A 17415-nucleotide genomic window follows, 5' to 3' on the forward strand; every position below is an offset into this window, starting at 1 on the left:
GGTAACCGGTGTCGACGCCGTTCTATGTCTCCCCCCAGCAGGCCATGGCCGACCGGGCGGAGTACGCCCGCAAGGGCATCGCGCGGGGCCGCAGTCTGGTCGTGATGCAGTACGCCGACGGCATCGTGTTCGTCGGTGAGAACCCGTCCCGTGCGCTGCACAAGTTCAGTGAGATCTATGACCGGATCGGTTTTGCGGCGGCCGGTAAGTACAACGAGTACGAGAATCTGCGGATCGGCGGTGTCCGGTATGCCGATCTGCGGGGCTACACCTACGACCGTGACGATGTGACCGCTCGGGGCCTCGCCAACGTGTATGCCCAAACGCTGGGCACGATCTTCTCGAGTGCGGCGGAGAAGCCGTACGAGGTGGAGCTGGTGGTCGCCGAGGTGGGGGAGACCCCGGAGGGCGATCAGATCTACCGTCTGCCGCATGACGGGTCGATCGTGGACGAGCACGGTTCGGTGGCGGTCGGTGGCAATGCGGAGCAGATCAGCAGCTTCTTGGATCAGCGTCATCGGGACGGTATGACGCTGGCGGAGGCGTTGAAGCTGGCCGTTCAGGCTCTGTCCCGTGACACGAACGGCAGCGAGCGGGAGATTCCCGCGGAGCGCCTGGAGGTCGCGGTGCTGGACCGTATGCGGCCGCAGGCGCGCAAGTTCAAGCGGATCGTGGGCCGTCAGCTCTCGCGTCTGCTGGCGGCGGACGGTGTGGCGACGGCTGCCGAAGCGGAGGAGGAGTCCTCCGAGGACGAGGAGTGATCGCCGGCGCCGCACTGTGAGGGTGCGGCACGGCGTGGTGAGCCATGCAGTGCGCCCCGGCCGGGAACGGCCGGGGCGCACTGCTGTGTGTCAGGGGCGTGGAGGGGCGGTGGAGCCCCGTACGACGAGTTGGACGGGGATGTCGCCCTGTTCCGGTGTACGGCCTTCGAGGACGGCGAGGAGGGCTTGCATGCCGCGTTCCCCGAAGAGTTCCGCGTCGAGGCGGACGGTGGTGAGTTCGGGGTCGAGGGCGGTGGCGAGGGCGAGGTCGTCGAGGCCGGTGACGGAGAGGTCGTCGGGGATGCGCAGGCCGAGGCGGCGGGCGGCCTTGTAGGCGCCGGCTGCCAGTTTGTCGTCGTCGCAGACGAGCGCGGTGGGGCGGGGGCCGGGGGTGGCGAGGACGGCTTCGGCGGCGGCGAGGGCGTCGTCGATGGAGATGGGTGCGCGGGCGGCGGCCAGGCTGGTGCCGGGGACCTTTGCGAGGCGTGCGGCCAGTTCGCGGGCTCGTACGTCGAAGGTCCAGGAGGGGATGTCGGCGGCGAGGTGGAGGAATCGCCGGTGGCCGAGGGCGAGCAGGTGGTCGGCGACCTGGCGTATGCCGTCGGCGATGTCGAGGTTGACGGTGGCGGCTCCCAGGCTGCCCCGGGGATCGCTGTCGAGCATGACGAGGGGGAGCTGGTCGCCGCGGATGACGGTGAGGGCGTCGGCGGCCATGGAGGAGGCGATGACGCCGTCCAGTGCGGCTTGTGCGGAGTGGAAGGGGTCTTTGGCGGGGCCGACGCCCTCGGGCGAGGGGTAGAGGACGACGCCGAATCCGTGTTCGGCGGCGACGCGGGCGGCGCCGGTGTAGACGCCGGCGAAGAATTCGGTGGTGAGGGCGGGGACGACGAGGAGGACGGTGCGGGTGCGGCCGAGGCGCAGGTTCCGGGCGGCGAGATTGGGGCGGTAGCCGAGTTCGCGTGCGGCTTCGCGTACTCGTTCGGCGGTGGTCTCGGAGACGCGGCCGCGCCATTTGTCGCCGAGGACGAGGGAGACGGCGGCCTGGGAGACGCCGGCGGCCTGGGCGACATCGCGGCTGGTGGGTCGCGTGCTACCTGGTGCCACCGTGGGCCTGCTCTTTCGTCTGGACTCCTGGACAGCGCACATGGTACGTATGGCGGGGGACGTTATACGTACAACGTCTCGGGTCACCGGCACGGCGGAGCTCGCGGAAGTCCGGGGACGGCAGGCGATGGAGCAGGAGAAGGGGCGGGCATGACCGCGGGTTACCTCGAGATCCTCCGGGAGAGGCATGCCGCGCGCCTGCTGGTCGGGACGCTGGTGGGCCGGTTGCCGAACGCGACCGCGGCGATCGCGGTGGTGCTGTTCGTGCGGGCCGAGGGCGGCACCTACAGCCTCGCCGGTGCGCTCGCCGCGGTGTACGGGGTGGCGAACGCGGTGGGTCAGCCCCTGCTCGGCCGTCTTGTGGATCTGCGCGGGCAGCCGCGGGTGCAGCTCCCGGCCGCAGTGGTCTCCGCCCTCGCGATGACCGGGTTCGCCCTGACGGGCGTCGAGCCACCCGGATGGGCGTATGCCGCCGTGGCGGTCGCCGGGCTGTTCACGCCGCCTCTGGAGGGCGGTCTGCGTGCTCTGTGGCCGGTCGTGCTGCGCCGCAAGGAGCAGGTGCCCACGGCGTACGCGATGGACGCCGTCGCCCAGGAGGTGATGTTCACCGTCGGCCCGCTGCTGGTGACCGTGTGCGCGGCCGTGTGGTCCGCCCGGGTGGCTTTGGTCGTACTCAATGTCATCGGTGTCCTGGGGGCGCTGTCGGTCGTCGTCTCGCCGCCGTCGCGCGGGTGGCGCTCGGCGCCCCGTGAGGCGCACTGGCTCGGTGCCCTGCGTTCGCGGGGGCTGCTGGCGCTGCTCGGCGCGTTCCTGTTCGTGGGGATCGCGCTGGGCTCCATCACGGTGGCGGCCGTCTCGTACGCCGACGGTCACGGCGGCGACGGGGTGTACGGCTGGCTGATGGCCGCTCTGGGGCTCGGGGCCCTGGTCGGAGGCACCGCGTACGGGGCGCGGCGGTGGTCGGGTGCGCCGGAGCGGCGACTGCGCGTGCTCGTGGGGCTTCTGGCGGTGTGTTATCTGCCGCTGATGCTGATGCCGGGTGTGGTGGCGATGGTGCTGCTCACGGCGCTCGCGGGGGTGTTCCTGGCACCTTGTATCGCCTGTGCGTTCATCATCGTGGACCGGCATGCGCCGAGCGGGACGGTCACCGAGGCGTTCTCGTGGCTCGTGACGACGTTCACAGTGGGGGCGTCGGTCGGTACGGGGCTTGCGGGGCCGGTCGTGCAGGCGGGCGGCGCGCTGTGGGGGTTCGCGCTGCCGGGTGCCGCCGGGGCGGTGTCCTTGCTGGTGCTGCTGGCAACGGGGCGGGTCCTCGCAGCTCCCGCTGGGGGTGCGGTGGTTGCAGCTTCACCGGAAAATGATCCAAACCGTGCTGTCGAACCTCGTTTCAGCTCGGGGGATCGGGCGTAATGTTCACTCATGGACCGCCGCATTTTCGGGCTGGAGAACGAGTACGGCGTCACGTGCACGTTCAGGGGACAGCGCCGCCTGTCGCCTGACGAGGTGGCGCGGTACCTCTTCCGCCGTGTCGTGTCATGGGGCCGCAGCAGCAATGTGTTTCTGCGGAATGGTGCCCGCCTGTATCTCGACGTGGGCTCACATCCGGAATACGCGACACCCGAATGTGACAACGTGATCGAACTGGTCACTCACGACAAGGCCGGCGAGCGCATTCTCGAAGGGCTCCTGGTCGATGCCGAACGCCGCCTGCACGAGGAGGGAATCGCGGGCGACGTCTATCTCTTCAAGAACAACACCGACTCGGCGGGCAACTCCTACGGCTGCCACGAGAACTACCTGGTGGCGCGGCACGGCGAGTTCTCGCGGCTGGCGGACATCCTGATCCCGTTCCTGGTCACGCGGCAGCTGCTGTGCGGCGCCGGCAAGGTGCTGCAGACGCCGCGGGGTGCCGTGTACTGCGTGAGCCAGCGCGCCGAGCACATCTGGGAGGGCGTCAGCTCGGCGACGACGCGTTCCCGGCCCATCATCAACACGCGTGACGAGCCGCACGCGGACGCCGAGCGCTACCGCCGCCTGCATGTCATCGTGGGCGACTCGAACATGTCCGAGACGACCATGCTGCTCAAGGTCGGCGCGACCGACCTGGTGCTGCGCATGATCGAGGCGGGCACGGTGATGCGGGATCTCACCCTGGAGAACCCGATCCGGGCGATCCGCGAGGTCAGCCACGACATCACGGGCCGCCGCAAGGTGCGCCTGGCGAGCGGTCGTGAGGCCTCCGCCCTGGAGGTGCAGCGCGAGTACTACGAGAAGGCCGTGGACTTCTGCGAGCGCCGCGGGATCCGTACGGGCATCGTGGAGCAGGTCCTGGAGCTGTGGGGCCGCACGCTGGACGCCATCGAGGCGGAGGACCTGGACCGGATCGGCACCGAGATCGACTGGGTGATGAAGTACAAGCTCATCGAGCGGTACCGGGCCAAGCACAACATGACGATGTCGCATCCGCGGGTCGCTCAGATAGACCTCGCCTACCACGACATCCACCGTCGCCGCGGCCTGTACTACCTGCTGGAGAAGAAGGGCCAAGCCACCCGGATCTGCAACGACTTGAAGATCTTCGAGGGCAAGTCGGTTCCTCCGCAGACCACTCGGGCCCGGCTGCGCGGCGACTTCATCCGCCGGGCGCAGGAACAGCGCCGTGACTTCACGGTGGACTGGGTGCATCTGAAGCTCAACGACCAGGCACAGCGCACCGTGTTGTGCAAGGACCCGTTCCGGTCGGTGGACGACCGGGTGGAGAAGCTGATCGCCGGAATGTGAGGAGGCGTTCCCCGGAAATCGCCGGAACGCAACGCGGGCGTCGCACGTTTGCCGTGCGGCGCCCTCATCACGCCGTAGAGTTGCGCGCACGCCATCAATCAAGATCGACCGATTACGAGGCCCCACCGTGCGCCGACGTTCACTCCTCCTTGCCGCCCTGCCCGCCGGACTGGTCACGCTTGCCGGATGCGGCGGCGGGTCCGGCAAGAGCAAGGCCAGCGCAAGCCCGTCCCCCACGGCGCCCGCCACCTCCGCCGCTCCCTCGCCGAAGATCGTCGAGGGGCCGCTGCCGGCCATCACCTCGGGTACCAAGTTCGGCGAGAAACCGATCATCGCCAAGGGGCCCGGCGCCCCGCCGCAGGACCTGGCGGTCAGGACGGTGATCCCGGGCACCGGCCAGCCGGTCGCGGAGAACGACTACATCCAGGCGAACTACCTGGGCCAGATCTGGAGCACGGCCAAGGTCTTCGACAACTCCTACGACCGCAAGACGCCGCTGGTGATCCAGCTGGCCCCGGGCGGCATCATCGACGGCTGGCGGTATGCACTGCCGGGCAAGAAGGTCGGCAGCCGGGTGGTGATGGCCGTGCCCCCGACCTGGGGGTACGGCGCGCAGGGCAATACCCAGGCGGGTATCAAGGGCACCGACACGCTGGTCTTCGTGGTGGACATCGAGAACGCCTTCAACGGGAAGAGCTCCGCGAAGGGCACGGCGGTCCCGCAGAACAGGGCGGACCTGCCGAAGGTGGGCACGAACACCGACGGCAAGGCCCCCTCCATCGATGTGCCGAAGACGAAGGCCCCGACGGGCCTCGTGTCGAACTACGTGCTGGAGGGCGACGGCCCGGCGGTCACGGCGGACAGCACGGTGCTGGTGCAGTACAAGGGCGTGCTGTGGGACACCGGAAAGGAGTTCGACTCCACGTACAGCCGCGGCCAGCTCGCGTCGTTCTCGCTGCAGCAGGTCGTCAAGGGCTGGGCCGAGGGGCTGACCGGCAAGAAGGTGGGCAGCCGTGTCCTCATCGTCGTCCCGCCGAAGCTGGGGTACGGCGACAACCCGCCCCCCGGCAGCAGCATCAAGAAGGACTCCACCCTCGTCTTCTCGGTCGACATCCTGGCGAAGATGTAACGCCTTCAGGGATGTGAGAGTGTCGGAGGTGCCGCAATGGCCTCAACACGAACTAGCAGGAGCTATTGACGTGAGCATCGACAAGCCCGAGATCGACTTCCCGGGCGGCGAGCCCCCGGCCGACCTCGAGATCAAGGACATCTGGGAGGGTGACGGCCCGGAGGCCAAGGCGGGCGACACCGTCTCCGTCCACTACGTGGGCGTGGCCTTCTCCACTGGCGAGGAGTTCGACGCGTCCTGGAACCGCGGCACGCCGCTGAAGTTCCAGCTCGGTGTGGGTCAGGTCATCAAGGGCTGGGACCAGGGCGTGCAGGGCATGAAGGTCGGCGGCCGCCGCCAGCTGACCATTCCGGCACACCTCGCCTACGGCGACCGTGGCGCGGGCGGCCGGATCAAGCCCGGTGAGACTCTGATCTTCGTCTGCGACCTGGTCGCGGTCTGATCCGGGGGTCCGGTCACCTTCCTGCGGTCACTCTCCTCCCGGATCGCCTGAGCGGTGATCCGGGGGCTGGTGACCGCCGCCCTGCCGGGTGCGCCCGCCACCGCGTCGGACGTGTCGCGTCGGGCGCGGACCGGTCGCCGCGCGCCGGTGGTCAGGGTGCGGCCGATGCCCCGGATCCGGCCGGGCGGGCGTCGTCGGACCGGGGCCGGTCGCCGTACGACGGCGGCAGGGTGCCCGACCGGAAACGATCATCTGAGGCCCATGCCTGTGCGGGCATGGGCCTTCGGCTTTTGCCGGGACACCCGCGAGCGGTACGGTCGTCGATCGTAAGCATCATGGGGAGGCGAAGGGCGTCGATGGCCATTGCCAAGGCCGAGCGGCTGATGAACCTGGCGCTGTGTCTGCTGGGGACGCGGCGGCCGCTCAGCAAGCGGGAGCTGCGCGAGTCCATCGAGGCGTATGTCGAGGCGTTCGGGCCGGAGAAGGGCACGGGCGGGTCCGACGACTCCTTCAACCGCATGTTCGAGCGCGACAAGGACGACCTGCGCGAGCTGGGCCTGGTCATCGAGACCGTGGAGAACCTGGACGGCGAGGTCGGCTATCTCGCCCGCCGTGACAGCAACCGCCTCCCGCCGATCACGCTGGACGCCGAGGAGGCCGCCGCGCTCGGTCTGGCCGCCAAGGTCTGGCAGCAGGCCCGCCTCGCCGGAGCCGCGAGCGGCGCGCTGCAGAAGCTCCGCGCGGCCGGACTTCCCGAGGACGTCGACCCCTACGAGGCCCACGGGGCCCTGGAGCCGCGCATCCCGGTGCACGAGGCCGCGTTCGAGCCGCTGATGCTCGCCTGCCGCGACCGCCGCCCGGTCGCCTTCGACTACCGCAAGGCCAACGCCGCCCGCCCCGAGACCCGGCAGGTCGAGCCCTGGGCGCTCGAGTGCTGGCGCGGCCACTGGTATCTGGCCGGCTGGGACCGCGACCGGGGTGCCGAGCGCGTCTTCCGGCTCTCCCGGATCACCGGCAAGGTGCGCAGCCGCGGCGGCGGCTTCACCGCGCAGGTGCCCGACGTGGTCACCGTCCGCGAGACCGTGGCGAGCTGGGCGGGGGAGACGGCCGACCGCACGGCCCGGATCCGGCTGCGCACGGACGCGGGGTACCCCCTTCGTGCGAAGGCCACCGCCGTGCGGGAACTCGGCGACGGCTGGGACGAGTTGGAGATTCCGTACGGGCACGGCCTGGACGCCTGGCTGGTCGAGTTCGGGCCGGACGTCGTCGTCCTGGAGCCGGCGGAGCTCCGTTCCGACGTCGTGGACCGGCTGCGCGCCGTGGCCAAGGGCTGAGGGGGAGAGGTACGACAGTGGCAGCCAAACCGGCCAGACCGGCCAACGCCATCGACCAGACCCGGCGGATGCTCTCCCTGGTGACCTATCTGCGCGAGCGCCCCGGCGCCCGGATCGAGGACGTCGCCCGGGCCTTCGGGATCACCGAGGACGAGCTGGTCTCGGACCTCGATGTGCTGCCGATGTGCGGCACCAGCTTCCGGGGCGGCGATCTGCTGGACATCGACACCGACGGCGAGCGCATCTGGTGGCACAACCCGGCCGCGCTCGGCGCGGAGGCCGCCGAGCCGCTGCGCCTGGCGGCCGACGAGGCGACCGCGCTGCTGGTGGCCGCGCGGGCCGTGGCCACCCTGCCGGGTCTGCGGGAGAGCGACCGGCAGGCGCTGCTGCGGGCCACCGCCAAGGTGGAGACCGCGGCCGGTGAGGCGGCGGGTGCCAGCTCGCGGCTCTCGGTGACCTTCGAGTCCGAGGGCGGGGTCTTCGCGGACGTCGACCGGGCCATCTCCGAGCGCCGCCGCCTGTGGATCCGCTACTACTCGCCGGCCCGGGACGAGGTCACCGAGCGCGAGATCGACCCGATCCGCCTGGTCAGTGTGGGCCACACCTATGTGGAGGCGTGGTGCCGCCGCTCGGAGGCGCGGCGCACCTTCCGGCTGGACCGGGTCGCCGAGATCAGGATTCTGGACGAACCCTCGGCGCCTCCGGAGGTCGAGCTGCGCGACCTCTCCGAGGGACTCGTCCAGCCCGCCGCCGAGGACCCCGAGGTGGTCGTCGAGGTCGGTCCGGGTGGTCGCTGGGTCGCCGAGTACTACCCGCACGACAGCGCGGATGAGTTGCCGGACGGCGGGCTGCGTATCACCTTGCGGACCCCGGATCCTGCGTCGCTGCGCCGGCTGGCACTGCGGCTCGGGCGCGACGGACGGATCGTGTCGCCGCAGGACCTCACGGACAGCGCCCGCCGGGCGGCGGCCGAGGCGCTCGAGGCGTACGACAGGCCGGACGGGGTTCAGGACGGGCTGTACGACAGGCAGGAGCAGGGGCTGTGAGCACGTCGGCGAAGTCTGGAACTCCCGAGCGGCCCGAGGCTCCGGCCGATGCGGCGGCGCAGGCGGCCGAGGCCGCGGAGGTGTCGGTGCGGACGGCGTTCGCCGGTATGAGAAGGGTGGCGGACGTGGTCTTCAGGGCCGGCTGCCCGGACTGCCGGGCCCGCTTCGAGCTGGGGGCGAGCGCGCTGCGGCTGGCCATCGGTGCCTCCAGCAAGACCACCTTCTACTCGTTCACCTGCCCCGAGTGCGGCGCCTCGGTCCGCAAGCCGGCGGGGGACCGCATCGTCGAACTGCTCACCGGGGGCGGGGTGCGGACCCTGCGGCTGCACTCCACCCTCTAGGCTCGACGTCATGTTCTGGCCGATGCTCGCGATCGCCCTCGGGTTCCTGGGGCTCGCCGTTCTGGGTGTGCTCGCCGTCCGCGTGTTCGTGGAGGCGGAGCGCCTCGGACGGCAGGTCGCGGACTCGACGCGCCGGATCAACCGCGCCGCGGAGGACCTGGAGCGGGTGTCCGTCGGCGCCGCCCGTGCCGCGGAACGGATATGAACAGGGTGTGAGTCCGCAGCGGGCACCGGTTCGGACGACACCCCGTGCGGGAACGTTTCCGCCGACGCGCACCCAGTTCAACGGGGTCTCCGTGTGCCGCACATTTGCCGCCCGCCGACAGGGGACGGATTGCCACAGCCTGTCTTCTTCCGTACGTGGACAGGTACGCTCTGATCGCGGCCCGCAGATCGAGGCTCGGACCGCAGACCGGGAGTACGCACAGGGATTGCCCCGCGTTCACCCCTGGGCGTTACGATCGCTGAACGGGCGTCGGACACATGTCCGACTGTTCGGACAGCACGCCCACCCATGCCGCCTCGGTGAGAAGGTAAAAACTTATGTTCGGAAGGCTCGGAGCTCCCGAGATCATTCTCATCCTCGTCGTCATCATCCTGCTGTTCGGCGCGAAGAAGCTTCCGGACATGGCGCGCTCCCTCGGCAAGTCCGCGCGCATCCTGAAGAGCGAGGCCAAGGCGATGAAGGACGACGGCAAGCCGTCCGCCCCCGCCGGCCCGCCGAACGACGAGGCGTCCGCGCAGCGCACCATCCAGGCGGCCCCCGGTGACGTGACCAGCTCCCGCCCGGTCAACGAGCCCACGGACACCACCCAGCGCTGACGCAGGGCCGGATCCATCGGCCCGCCGCATGAGATGAGGACGTGGGTTGCCCAAGCCTGCCCGCAAGGAGAAGGACCCCGAGGGGCGGATGCCCCTTGCGGACCACCTTCGTGAGCTCCGCAACCGGCTCGCGAAGGCGATGTTGGCCATCATCCTGGTCACCATCGTCGCTGCCTTCTTCTACAACGACGTCATCAACTTCCTCACCAAGCCGATCCTCGACTCGGTCGGCTGCGGGAAGACCTTCGCGGAACTCGCGAAGTCGACCGACCACACCCAGTGTGCGCGGATCACGATCAACGGCCTGCTCGCCCCCTTCACCCTGGCGCTGCAGGTCTCTCTCATGGCCGGTGTCGTATTCGCCTCGCCGGTCTGGCTGTACCAGCTGTGGGCGTTCGTCGCTCCGGGCCTGCACCGGCACGAGCGGAAGTACGCCTACGCGTTCGTGGGCACCGGCGTTCCGCTCTTCCTCGGCGGCGCGTTCTTCGCCTACCGGGTGCTGCCCACCACCGCGAAGGTGCTCATCGACTTCACGCCGACCGGTGTGGACAACCTGCTGCCGCTCGACGACCTGCTCCAGCTCGTCACGCGCATGGTCGTCGTCTTCGGGCTCTCCTTCGAGCTGCCCCTGCTGCTGATCATGCTCAACCTCACCGGGGTGCTCACCGGCCGGCGGATGCTCGGCTGGTGGCGGGCCATGATCCTCGGCATCACGGTCTTCGCGGCCGTGGCGACCCCGAGCACCGACCCGATCTCCATGCTGGCGCTGGCCGGGCCGATCTGGGTGCTCTACTTCGGCGCGGTCGCCTTCTCGCTGCTCAACGACCGGCGCAAGCGGATCCGCGACGCCGGAGGACCGGGCGACGACGAGGCCTCCGACCTGGACCTCACGCCCGAGGATATCGGCGAGGTCGAGTCGGTCTCAGCGGGCGGTGCCCCGGCCGAAGCCTCCGGCACGGACCGGGTCAACGGCTACGACGACGTGACCTGACCGGCAGGGTCGCGGAGCGTTCCGCGACCGTCGCAGTCAGCGGGCCCCACCGGTGTACCGGTCGGGGCCCTTGTCGTTCCCGCGCCGGTCACGGGCCCGATCCAGATAATGATCGTCCCGTTGTCAGTGAGGCCGGTACGCTCGAAAGTACGATGACACAGGACCTCTCACCGGCCGAGCGGTACGCGGCAGCCCGCAGGCGCGCTGCCGAGCAGGCCACCGCGCTCGCCTCCTTCCGCGAGATGTACGACTTCGGCCTCGACCCCTTCCAGATCGAGGCCTGCGAGGCGCTCGAGGCGGGGAAGGGCGTACTGGTGGCCGCGCCCACCGGCTCCGGCAAGACGATCGTGGGCGAGTTCGCCGTCCACCTCGCCCTGCGGCAGGGCAAGAAATGCTTCTACACGACACCCATCAAGGCGCTGTCGAACCAGAAGTACTCGGACCTGTGCCGCCGCTACGGCGCGGACAAGGTCGGCCTCCTCACCGGCGACAACAGCGTCAACTCGGACGCCCCGATCGTCGTGATGACCACCGAGGTCCTGCGGAACATGCTCTACGCGGGTTCGCAGAGCCTCCTCGGCCTCGGCTACGTGGTCATGGACGAGGTGCACTACCTCTCCGACCGCTTCCGCGGCGCCGTGTGGGAGGAGGTCATCATCCATCTGCCCGAGTCGGTGACGCTGGTGTCACTGTCGGCGACCGTATCGAACGCCGAGGAGTTCGGCGACTGGCTCGACGCCGTCCGCGGCGACACCGAGGTGATCGTCTCCGAGCACCGGCCCGTGCCGCTGTTCCAGCACGTGCTGGCCGGGCGCCGGATGTACGACCTGTTCGAGGAGGGTGAGGGCCACCGGAAGGCCGTCAACCCCGACCTGACCCGTCTGGCCCGGATGGAGGCGAGCCGCCCCTCCTACACGGACCGCCGGCGCGGTCGCGCCATGCGCGAGGCCGACCGCGAGCGGGAGCGCAGACAGCGCGCCCGGGTGTGGACGCCCAGCAGACCGGAGGTCATCGAACGGCTCGACGCCGAAAGCCTGCTGCCCGCCATCACGTTCATCTTCAGCAGGGCCGCCTGCGAGGCCGCCGTCGAGCAGTGCCTGTACGCCGGGCTGCGGCTCAACAGCGAGGAGGAGCGCGAGCAGGTGCGCGCCCTCGTCGAGGAGCGCACCGCCTCGATCCCGCCCGAGGACCTGCACGTCCTCGGCTACTACGAGTGGCTGGAGGGCCTCGAGCGCGGTATCGCCGCCCACCACGCGGGCATGCTGCCGACGTTCAAGGAGGTTGTCGAGGAGCTCTTCGTACGCGGCCTGGTCAAGGCCGTGTTCGCCACCGAGACCCTGGCGCTCGGCATCAACATGCCCGCCCGCTCGGTGGTGCTGGAGAAGCTCGTCAAGTGGAACGGCGAGCAGCACGCGGACATCACGCCCGGCGAGTACACCCAGCTGACCGGCCGCGCCGGCCGCCGCGGCATCGATGTCGAGGGCCACGCGGTCGTGTTGTGGCAGCGAGGGATGAGCCCCGAGCACCTCGCGGGCCTCGCTGGCACGCGTACCTATCCGCTGCGCTCCAGCTTCCGGCCGTCGTACAACATGGCCGTCAACCTGGTCGAGCAGTTCGGCCGGCACCGCTCGCGCGAACTCCTCGAGACGTCCTTCGCGCAGTTCCAGGCCGACAAGTCGGTCGTCGGGATCTCGCGCCAGGTCCAGCGCAACGAAGAGGGGCTCGAGGGCTACAAGGAGTCCATGACCTGCCACCTCGGCGACTTCGAGGAATACGCCCGGCTGCGCCGCGAACTGAAGGACCGTGAGACGGAGCTGGCCCGGCAGGGCGTCGCACAGCGCCGCGCCGAGGCGGCGGTCGCCCTGGAGAAGCTCAAGCCCGGCGACGTCATCCACGTCCCCACCGGCAAGTACGCGGGCCTCGCCCTGGTGCTCGACCCCGGGCTGCCGGCCGGCCGTTCCAACGGCCATCGCGGCTTCGAGCACCAGGACGGCCCGCGCCCCCTGGTGCTGACCGCCGAGCGGCAGGTGAAACGGCTCGCGTCCATGGACTTCCCGGTGCCGGTCGAGCCGCTGGAGCGGATGCGCATCCCGAAGTCGTTCAACCCCCGCTCACCGCAGTCCCGTCGGGACCTCGCCTCCGCGCTGCGCACCAAGGCCGGCCACATCCCGGCGGAGCGGCACCGCAAGAAGCGGTCCGCGGCCGCCGACGACCGTGAGATCGCCCGGCTGCGCACGGCCCTGCGCGCCCACCCCTGCCATGGGTGCAACGACCGTGAGGACCACGCTCGTTGGGCCGAGCGCTACCACCGCCTGTCGCGCGACACCTCGCAGCTGGAGCGCCGTATCGAGGGCCGGACGAACACCATCGCCCGCACCTTCGACCGCATCGTCGCCCTGCTCACGGAACTGGACTACCTGCGCGCCAACGAGGTGACCGCGAACGGAAAGCGCCTCGCGCGGCTGTACGGCGAACTGGACCTGCTCGCCAGTGAATGCCTGCGCGAGGGTGTCTGGGAGGGCCTCGCCCCGCCCGAACTGGCCGCGTGCGTCTCGGCGTTGGTGTACGAGGCCCGGGTGGGTGACGACGCGATGGCGCCGAAGCTGCCGTCGGGCAAGGCCAAGGCCGCGCTCGGCGAGATGGTGCGCATCTGGGGCCGGCTCGACGGCCTCGAGGAGGAGTTCCGGATCAACCAGACCGAGGGTGTCGGCCAGCGCGAGCCTGACCTCGGTTTCGCCTGGGCCGCCTACATGTGGGCGAGCGGCAAGGGCCTCGACGAGGTGCTGCGCGAGGCCGAGATGCCGGCCGGCGACTTCGTGCGCTGGTGCAAGCAGGTCATCGACGTCCTCGGCCAGATCTCGGCCGCCGCGCCCATGGAGGGCTCGACCGTGGCGAAGAACGCGCGCAAGGCGGTCGACGCGTTGCTGCGCGGTGTGGTGGCGTACTCCTCGGTGGGGTGACGGTCGCCCGCGCCTGGGATTTCGGAGCGGCAGGCGGCTCTGCGGCTTGCGGACCGTGTTCGGTCGATCGCGCCCACGCGGCGGAGCCGCCTGCCGCTCCAGGGCCCCTCAGGGGCGCCGGCCAGCGCGGCGGTTCAGACAGGCCCGCCAGCCCCCGTACCGCGTCATGTTCTCGGCGTCCGCGAGGGCGCTCGGCTCGCACAGGAAGCCGGCGACGGCGGACGCCGCACTGCGCGTCGCCGGGGCTTGACACTCCCTCAACTCACCCCTGCGAAGCGGGCGTTCGTTCGGCGAGCGGCCTGACTCGCATACCAGTACGCCGTGACGTTGCGTGTTCAAATAATGCCGCAGCGTGCAAATAGGCTGAGATTACTCCCGCCCCTGAGGGCATTTCAGGTGCTTGCTGAATATGACACGGCGATGATCCGGCCGGACTAAGCTCGCCCGCGACGCACCGAGTTGAGGTGAAATCGAGCGTCTGTTGATAAATATACCGAGAGTTCCGTTTCATCCCCCACGTCTGATCCGGAATATACCCTCGCTTTCCCGCTGCAAGCCTCCCGAACCAGCCGATTCGTCTCAGAGGGCATACATGGTGAGTGTCCCATCGCCTCCCACCGGTGGCCGTGAACTTCCCTACGCGCGCGAGTTATTGGTGCCCGCCATACTGATGGCGGCGGCGACGGGGGCCGCCGCCGCGGTGGTCCCGGATCAGGCCCGGGCCCCGGTCGGCTGGTGCGGAGCCGTCGCCACGGTCCTGGTGACGGCCGTCGCGGCGCTGGCGGCACGCCGCGGCCGCACCGTCCGCGCCCTGCGCGCCGACTTCGCGCAGCGCACCGCCTACCTAGAACAGCGCATCGCCTCCCAGGACGACGACATCGAGTACTTCCGCAGCGAGATCCTGGTCCGGGCCCTCGACACCCTGCGCGGGGGCGTCTCTCCCGCCGAGGTGATCCGCACGGTCGTCGACCGCAGTCCGCAGTTCCGCGGCCTTCCCCAGCCGCAGCGGCAGCTTCTGCGGACCCTGCTCCAGATCGTCGACCGCGAGATCGCGCTGCGCGACTCCTCGCAGCGCGCCTTCGTCAACATCGCCCGCCGCGTCCAGGCCATCGTCCATCAGCAGGCCAAGGAACTCAGGGAGATGGAGGAGGACCACGGCCGCAACCCCGAGGTCTTCGACGACCTGTTGCGCATCGACCACGGCACCGCGCTGATCGGCCGCCTCGCCGACTCCATCGCCGTCCTCGGCGGCGGCCGTCCCGGGCGCCAGTGGCCCCAGCCCGTCCCGCTGTACAGCGTGCTGCGCGGCGCCATGTCCCGCATCCTGGAGTACCGCCGCATCGAGCTGCACTCCATCGCCAAGGTCAACATCAAGGGCATCTCGGTCGAGCCGATCATCCACGCCGCCGCCGAACTGCTCGACAACGCGACGCGCTACTCGCCGCCCCAGACCAAGGTGCACGTCACCGCCACCGAGGTGCAGACCGGCATCGCCGTGGAGATCGAGGACGGCGGCATCAGCCTCAGCGAGGAGAGCCACGCCAGGGTCGAACGCAAGCTCGTCGAGGCACAGGCCGGTGTCGACGTGCAGGAGCTCGGCGAGGCCCCGCGCCTCGGGCTCGCCGTCGTCGGGCGCCTGTCGTCGATGTTCAACATGCATGTCTCGCTGCGGCAGTCCGCCTACGGCGGCGTCCGCGCCATCGTCGTGATCCCCAACGACATGCTCACCACCGACCCCGCGCCGGGGTTCGCCCACGGCATCGGCGCCACCTCGGTGCCGACCCTGGACAACGACGGAGTCGAGGGCCCCGAACGCAAGGCCAAGAAGCGCCGCCCCACCACCGGGCCCCGGATCCCGGAGCAGATCGCCATGGAGGACGACGTCCCGGTGGTCACCGAGTGGACCGCGGGCGGGCTGCCGCAGCGTCGCAGCCGGGTCAAGATCCCGCTGAGCCGGCGGATCGCGGAGGCCGCCGCGGCCGAGGCGGCGGCCAAGGCCGCGGAGGCCGCGACGCACTCCCCGTGGACGCCGGAGCCGGAACCGGAGAAGGAGGAGCCGCCACCCGGGCTGTGGGTCGAGGCGTTCATGAACGGGCTCAAGGCCGACCCGGACCCCAACGCCTTCTCCGCCGGGCCTCCGGCCGACGATCCGCACTTCACCGACGACGAACCGGCAGCCGCCCAGGCCGACGAGGGGGACTTCAAGTGATCCAGCAGCGAGGCAACTTCGACTGGTTGCTGAAGGAACTCGCCGACGGCGTACCGGGCGTGCACCAGGTCGTGGTGCTCTCCGCCGACGGACTGCGCATCGCCCGCTACGGCGGCGACCCCGACGCCGCCGACCGGGTCGCCGCGGCCTGCGCCGGGCTGCAGAGCCTGGCCGGAGCGGTCGCCGCCGAGATCCCGGACAGCGACGGCCGGATGCGCATGGTCATCATCGAGATCGACGGCGGCTACTTCTACATGATGGCGGCCGGCCCCAACGCGTACCTGGCCGTGCTCGCCGACACCGTCGCGGAGGCCGGGCTGATGAGCAACCGGATGCGCGACCTGGTCCTGCGCATCGGCTCCCACCTCACAAGTCCGCCACGCCGCAACGGGCAGGCCGTATGACTCCTCCGCAGCGCCGTCGCCGTCACCCCGATCAGCAGCCTCCGCCGGAGCCCGGCACACCTGATACACCCGACACAGCGGGCACCGGGAAGGAGGGCGAGGCGAAGAACCCCGAGCGGTTGTACATCCTCACCGGCGCGACCGACGGGGGCGAGCGGGCCCCCATCGACCTGGTCACCCTGATCGTGGCGAGCGCCGACCCACCGCCCACGGCCACGCCGGAGCACTCGGCGCTGCTCCGGCTCTGCCGGGCACCCCTGTCCGTGGCCGAGATCTCGGCCTACCTCAGCCTGCCGTTCAGCGTGGTGACCGTGTTGCTCACCGACCTGCTGGCGGCCGAACTGGTCCAGGCACGCGCCCCCGTCGTCCGGCAGGCGACGCCCGACCGTTCCCTCCTCGAAGCGGTGATGCATGGACTGCAAAGGCTCTGACACCATCCCGGGTCCACGGGCCGAGGACCACCTGCCGCACACCACGCAGGCCGCGGTCAAGATCGTGATAGTGGGCGGCTTCGGAGTGGGCAAGACGACCATGGTCGGTTCGGTCAGCGAGATCAGGCCGCTGACGACCGAGGAGACCATGACCCAGGCGGGCCTCGGGGTCGACGACAACTTCGGCTCCGACAGCAAGACGGCCACCACCGTGGCCATGGACTTCGGCCGGATCAGCATCACCGAGCAACTGGTGCTGTACCTGTTCGGCACCCCGGGCCAGGAACGCTTCTGGTTCCTGTGGAACGGCCTGTTCGAGGGCGCCCTCGGCGCGATCGTCCTGCTCGACACCCGCCGCGTGGAGGTGAGCTTCGGCGTCATCGGCCGCCTCGAGGAGCGCAGCGTGCCCTTTGTGATCGCCGTCAACTCCTTCCCCGACGCCCCGCGTTACCCCATGGAGGAGCTCCGGGCGGCACTCGACCTGCCCGACGAGATCCCGATCGTGGAGTGCGATGCCCGGCGCCGGGCCTCCAGCCGCGAGGTACTAATGACGCTGATGCGCTTCCTGCACGCCCTGGCCGTGACCCGCGCACCCGTCTGACCCGCACACGCACGCGCCGTACCCGTCCCCATCGCCCGTCACCAGCCCCCGACACCGGA

17 protein-coding genes are annotated in these 17415 nt (G+C 70.2%); 16 read left to right on the plus strand and 1 reads right to left on the minus strand.

The genetic code is table 11. The features are described 5' to 3' along the window. Positions 1-8: 8 nt before the first annotated feature. Positions 9-761 carry a proteasome subunit alpha gene (prcA, locus tag ACQEXA_RS42660; RefSeq protein WP_432925889.1) on the plus strand — a complete coding sequence of 251 codons (753 nt, stop codon included), beginning with the start codon at positions 9-11 and terminating at the stop codon, positions 759-761. Between the two features lie 90 nt (positions 762-851). Here prcA and ACQEXA_RS42665 read toward each other — a convergent pair whose 3' ends face one another. Further along, positions 852-1865, minus strand: coding sequence for a LacI family DNA-binding transcriptional regulator (locus ACQEXA_RS42665; protein ID WP_432925887.1), 1014 nt, complete (start codon positions 1863-1865; stop codon positions 852-854). Between the two features lie 150 nt (positions 1866-2015). On the opposite strand from ACQEXA_RS42665, the gene ACQEXA_RS42670 reads away from it, so the two are divergent. The 15 genes from ACQEXA_RS42670 to ACQEXA_RS42740 all read left to right on the plus strand — a co-directional run bounded on the left by ACQEXA_RS42670 (position 2016) and on the right by ACQEXA_RS42740 (position 17356). After that, positions 2016-3275 (plus strand): MFS transporter, encoded by a 1260-nt coding sequence (locus tag ACQEXA_RS42670; protein WP_433132700.1) that lies wholly within the window; start codon positions 2016-2018, stop codon positions 3273-3275. A gap of 9 nt (positions 3276-3284) precedes the next feature. Continuing rightward, positions 3285-4646, plus strand: a complete 1362-nt coding sequence (gene pafA / locus ACQEXA_RS42675; RefSeq protein ID WP_359389661.1) for a Pup--protein ligase — start codon at positions 3285-3287, stop codon at positions 4644-4646. Positions 4647-4773: 127 nt separating this feature from the next. Continuing rightward, positions 4774-5775 carry an FKBP-type peptidyl-prolyl cis-trans isomerase gene (locus tag ACQEXA_RS42680; RefSeq protein ID WP_432925883.1) on the plus strand — a complete coding sequence of 334 codons (1002 nt, stop codon included), beginning with the start codon at positions 4774-4776 and terminating at the stop codon, positions 5773-5775. Positions 5776-5845: 70 nt separating this feature from the next. Then, entirely contained in the window at positions 5846-6217 is a 372-nt protein-coding gene (locus ACQEXA_RS42685) for an FKBP-type peptidyl-prolyl cis-trans isomerase (protein ID WP_359389668.1), read from the plus strand. 356 nt (positions 6218-6573) lie between these two features. Next, complete coding sequence (locus ACQEXA_RS42690; protein ID WP_359389671.1) at positions 6574-7551, plus strand: helix-turn-helix transcriptional regulator; 978 nt, start codon at positions 6574-6576, stop codon at positions 7549-7551. Between the two features lie 17 nt (positions 7552-7568). Next, complete coding sequence (locus ACQEXA_RS42695; RefSeq protein WP_432925880.1) at positions 7569-8597, plus strand: helix-turn-helix transcriptional regulator; 1029 nt, start codon at positions 7569-7571, stop codon at positions 8595-8597. 107 nt (positions 8598-8704) lie between these two features. After that, on the plus strand, positions 8705-8938 hold the full coding sequence (locus ACQEXA_RS42700) for a hypothetical protein (protein WP_432939016.1): 234 nt from the start codon (positions 8705-8707) through the stop codon (positions 8936-8938). A gap of 10 nt (positions 8939-8948) precedes the next feature. Then, the gene (locus tag ACQEXA_RS42705; RefSeq protein WP_361003082.1) at positions 8949-9143 is read left to right on the plus strand and encodes a hypothetical protein; all 195 of its coding nucleotides are present in this window, start codon (positions 8949-8951) and stop codon (positions 9141-9143) included. Between the two features lie 338 nt (positions 9144-9481). After that, positions 9482-9760: a Sec-independent protein translocase subunit TatA gene (gene tatA, locus ACQEXA_RS42710; protein WP_432925878.1), complete on the plus strand. Its 279-nt coding sequence runs from the start codon at positions 9482-9484 to the stop codon at positions 9758-9760. Between the two features lie 46 nt (positions 9761-9806). After that, the gene (gene tatC / locus ACQEXA_RS42715; protein WP_432925876.1) at positions 9807-10751 is read left to right on the plus strand and encodes a twin-arginine translocase subunit TatC; all 945 of its coding nucleotides are present in this window, start codon (positions 9807-9809) and stop codon (positions 10749-10751) included. Positions 10752-10903: 152 nt separating this feature from the next. Further along, positions 10904-13711, plus strand: coding sequence for a DEAD/DEAH box helicase (locus ACQEXA_RS42720; RefSeq protein WP_432925875.1), 2808 nt, complete (start codon positions 10904-10906; stop codon positions 13709-13711). Positions 13712-14303: 592 nt separating this feature from the next. Next, positions 14304-15920, plus strand: coding sequence for a sensor histidine kinase (locus ACQEXA_RS42725; protein WP_432925873.1), 1617 nt, complete (start codon positions 14304-14306; stop codon positions 15918-15920). Next, positions 15917-16324, plus strand: a complete 408-nt coding sequence (locus ACQEXA_RS42730; RefSeq protein ID WP_432925871.1) for a roadblock/LC7 domain-containing protein — start codon at positions 15917-15919, stop codon at positions 16322-16324. The genes ACQEXA_RS42725 and ACQEXA_RS42730 overlap by 4 nt, the downstream gene beginning before the upstream one ends. Continuing rightward, the gene (locus ACQEXA_RS42735) at positions 16321-16755 is read left to right on the plus strand and encodes a DUF742 domain-containing protein (RefSeq protein WP_432925870.1); all 435 of its coding nucleotides are present in this window, start codon (positions 16321-16323) and stop codon (positions 16753-16755) included. The genes ACQEXA_RS42730 and ACQEXA_RS42735 overlap by 4 nt, the downstream gene beginning before the upstream one ends. Further along, entirely contained in the window at positions 16736-17356 is a 621-nt protein-coding gene (locus ACQEXA_RS42740) for a GTP-binding protein (RefSeq protein WP_432925868.1), read from the plus strand. The genes ACQEXA_RS42735 and ACQEXA_RS42740 overlap by 20 nt, the downstream gene beginning before the upstream one ends. Positions 17357-17415: the final 59 nt, after the last annotated feature.

Origin of the sequence: Streptomyces sp. CA-106110 (assembly GCF_050936285.1) — a bacterium.
Classification (GTDB): Bacteria; Actinomycetota; Actinomycetes; order Streptomycetales; family Streptomycetaceae; genus Streptomyces.

What these genes read in the sequence shown, in the direction of transcription:
- ACQEXA_RS42725 (WP_432925873.1), top strand. Translation starts at nt 14,304, where the DNA reads ATGGTGAGTGTCCCATCGCCTCCCACCGGTGGCCGTGAACTTCCCTAC.
- ACQEXA_RS42670 (WP_433132700.1), top strand. Translation starts at nt 2,016, where the DNA reads ATGACCGCGGGTTACCTCGAGATCCTCCGGGAGAGGCATGCCGCGCGC.
- ACQEXA_RS42700 (WP_432939016.1), top strand. Translation starts at nt 8,705, where the DNA reads ATGAGAAGGGTGGCGGACGTGGTCTTCAGGGCCGGCTGCCCGGACTGC.
- ACQEXA_RS42690 (WP_359389671.1), top strand. Translation starts at nt 6,574, where the DNA reads ATGGCCATTGCCAAGGCCGAGCGGCTGATGAACCTGGCGCTGTGTCTG.
- ACQEXA_RS42720 (WP_432925875.1), top strand. Translation starts at nt 10,904, where the DNA reads ATGACACAGGACCTCTCACCGGCCGAGCGGTACGCGGCAGCCCGCAGG.
- ACQEXA_RS42705 (WP_361003082.1), top strand. Translation starts at nt 8,949, where the DNA reads ATGTTCTGGCCGATGCTCGCGATCGCCCTCGGGTTCCTGGGGCTCGCC.
- ACQEXA_RS42740 (WP_432925868.1), top strand. Translation starts at nt 16,736, where the DNA reads ATGGACTGCAAAGGCTCTGACACCATCCCGGGTCCACGGGCCGAGGAC.
- tatA (WP_432925878.1), top strand. Translation starts at nt 9,482, where the DNA reads ATGTTCGGAAGGCTCGGAGCTCCCGAGATCATTCTCATCCTCGTCGTC.
- pafA (WP_359389661.1), top strand. Translation starts at nt 3,285, where the DNA reads ATGGACCGCCGCATTTTCGGGCTGGAGAACGAGTACGGCGTCACGTGC.
- ACQEXA_RS42735 (WP_432925870.1), top strand. Translation starts at nt 16,321, where the DNA reads ATGACTCCTCCGCAGCGCCGTCGCCGTCACCCCGATCAGCAGCCTCCG.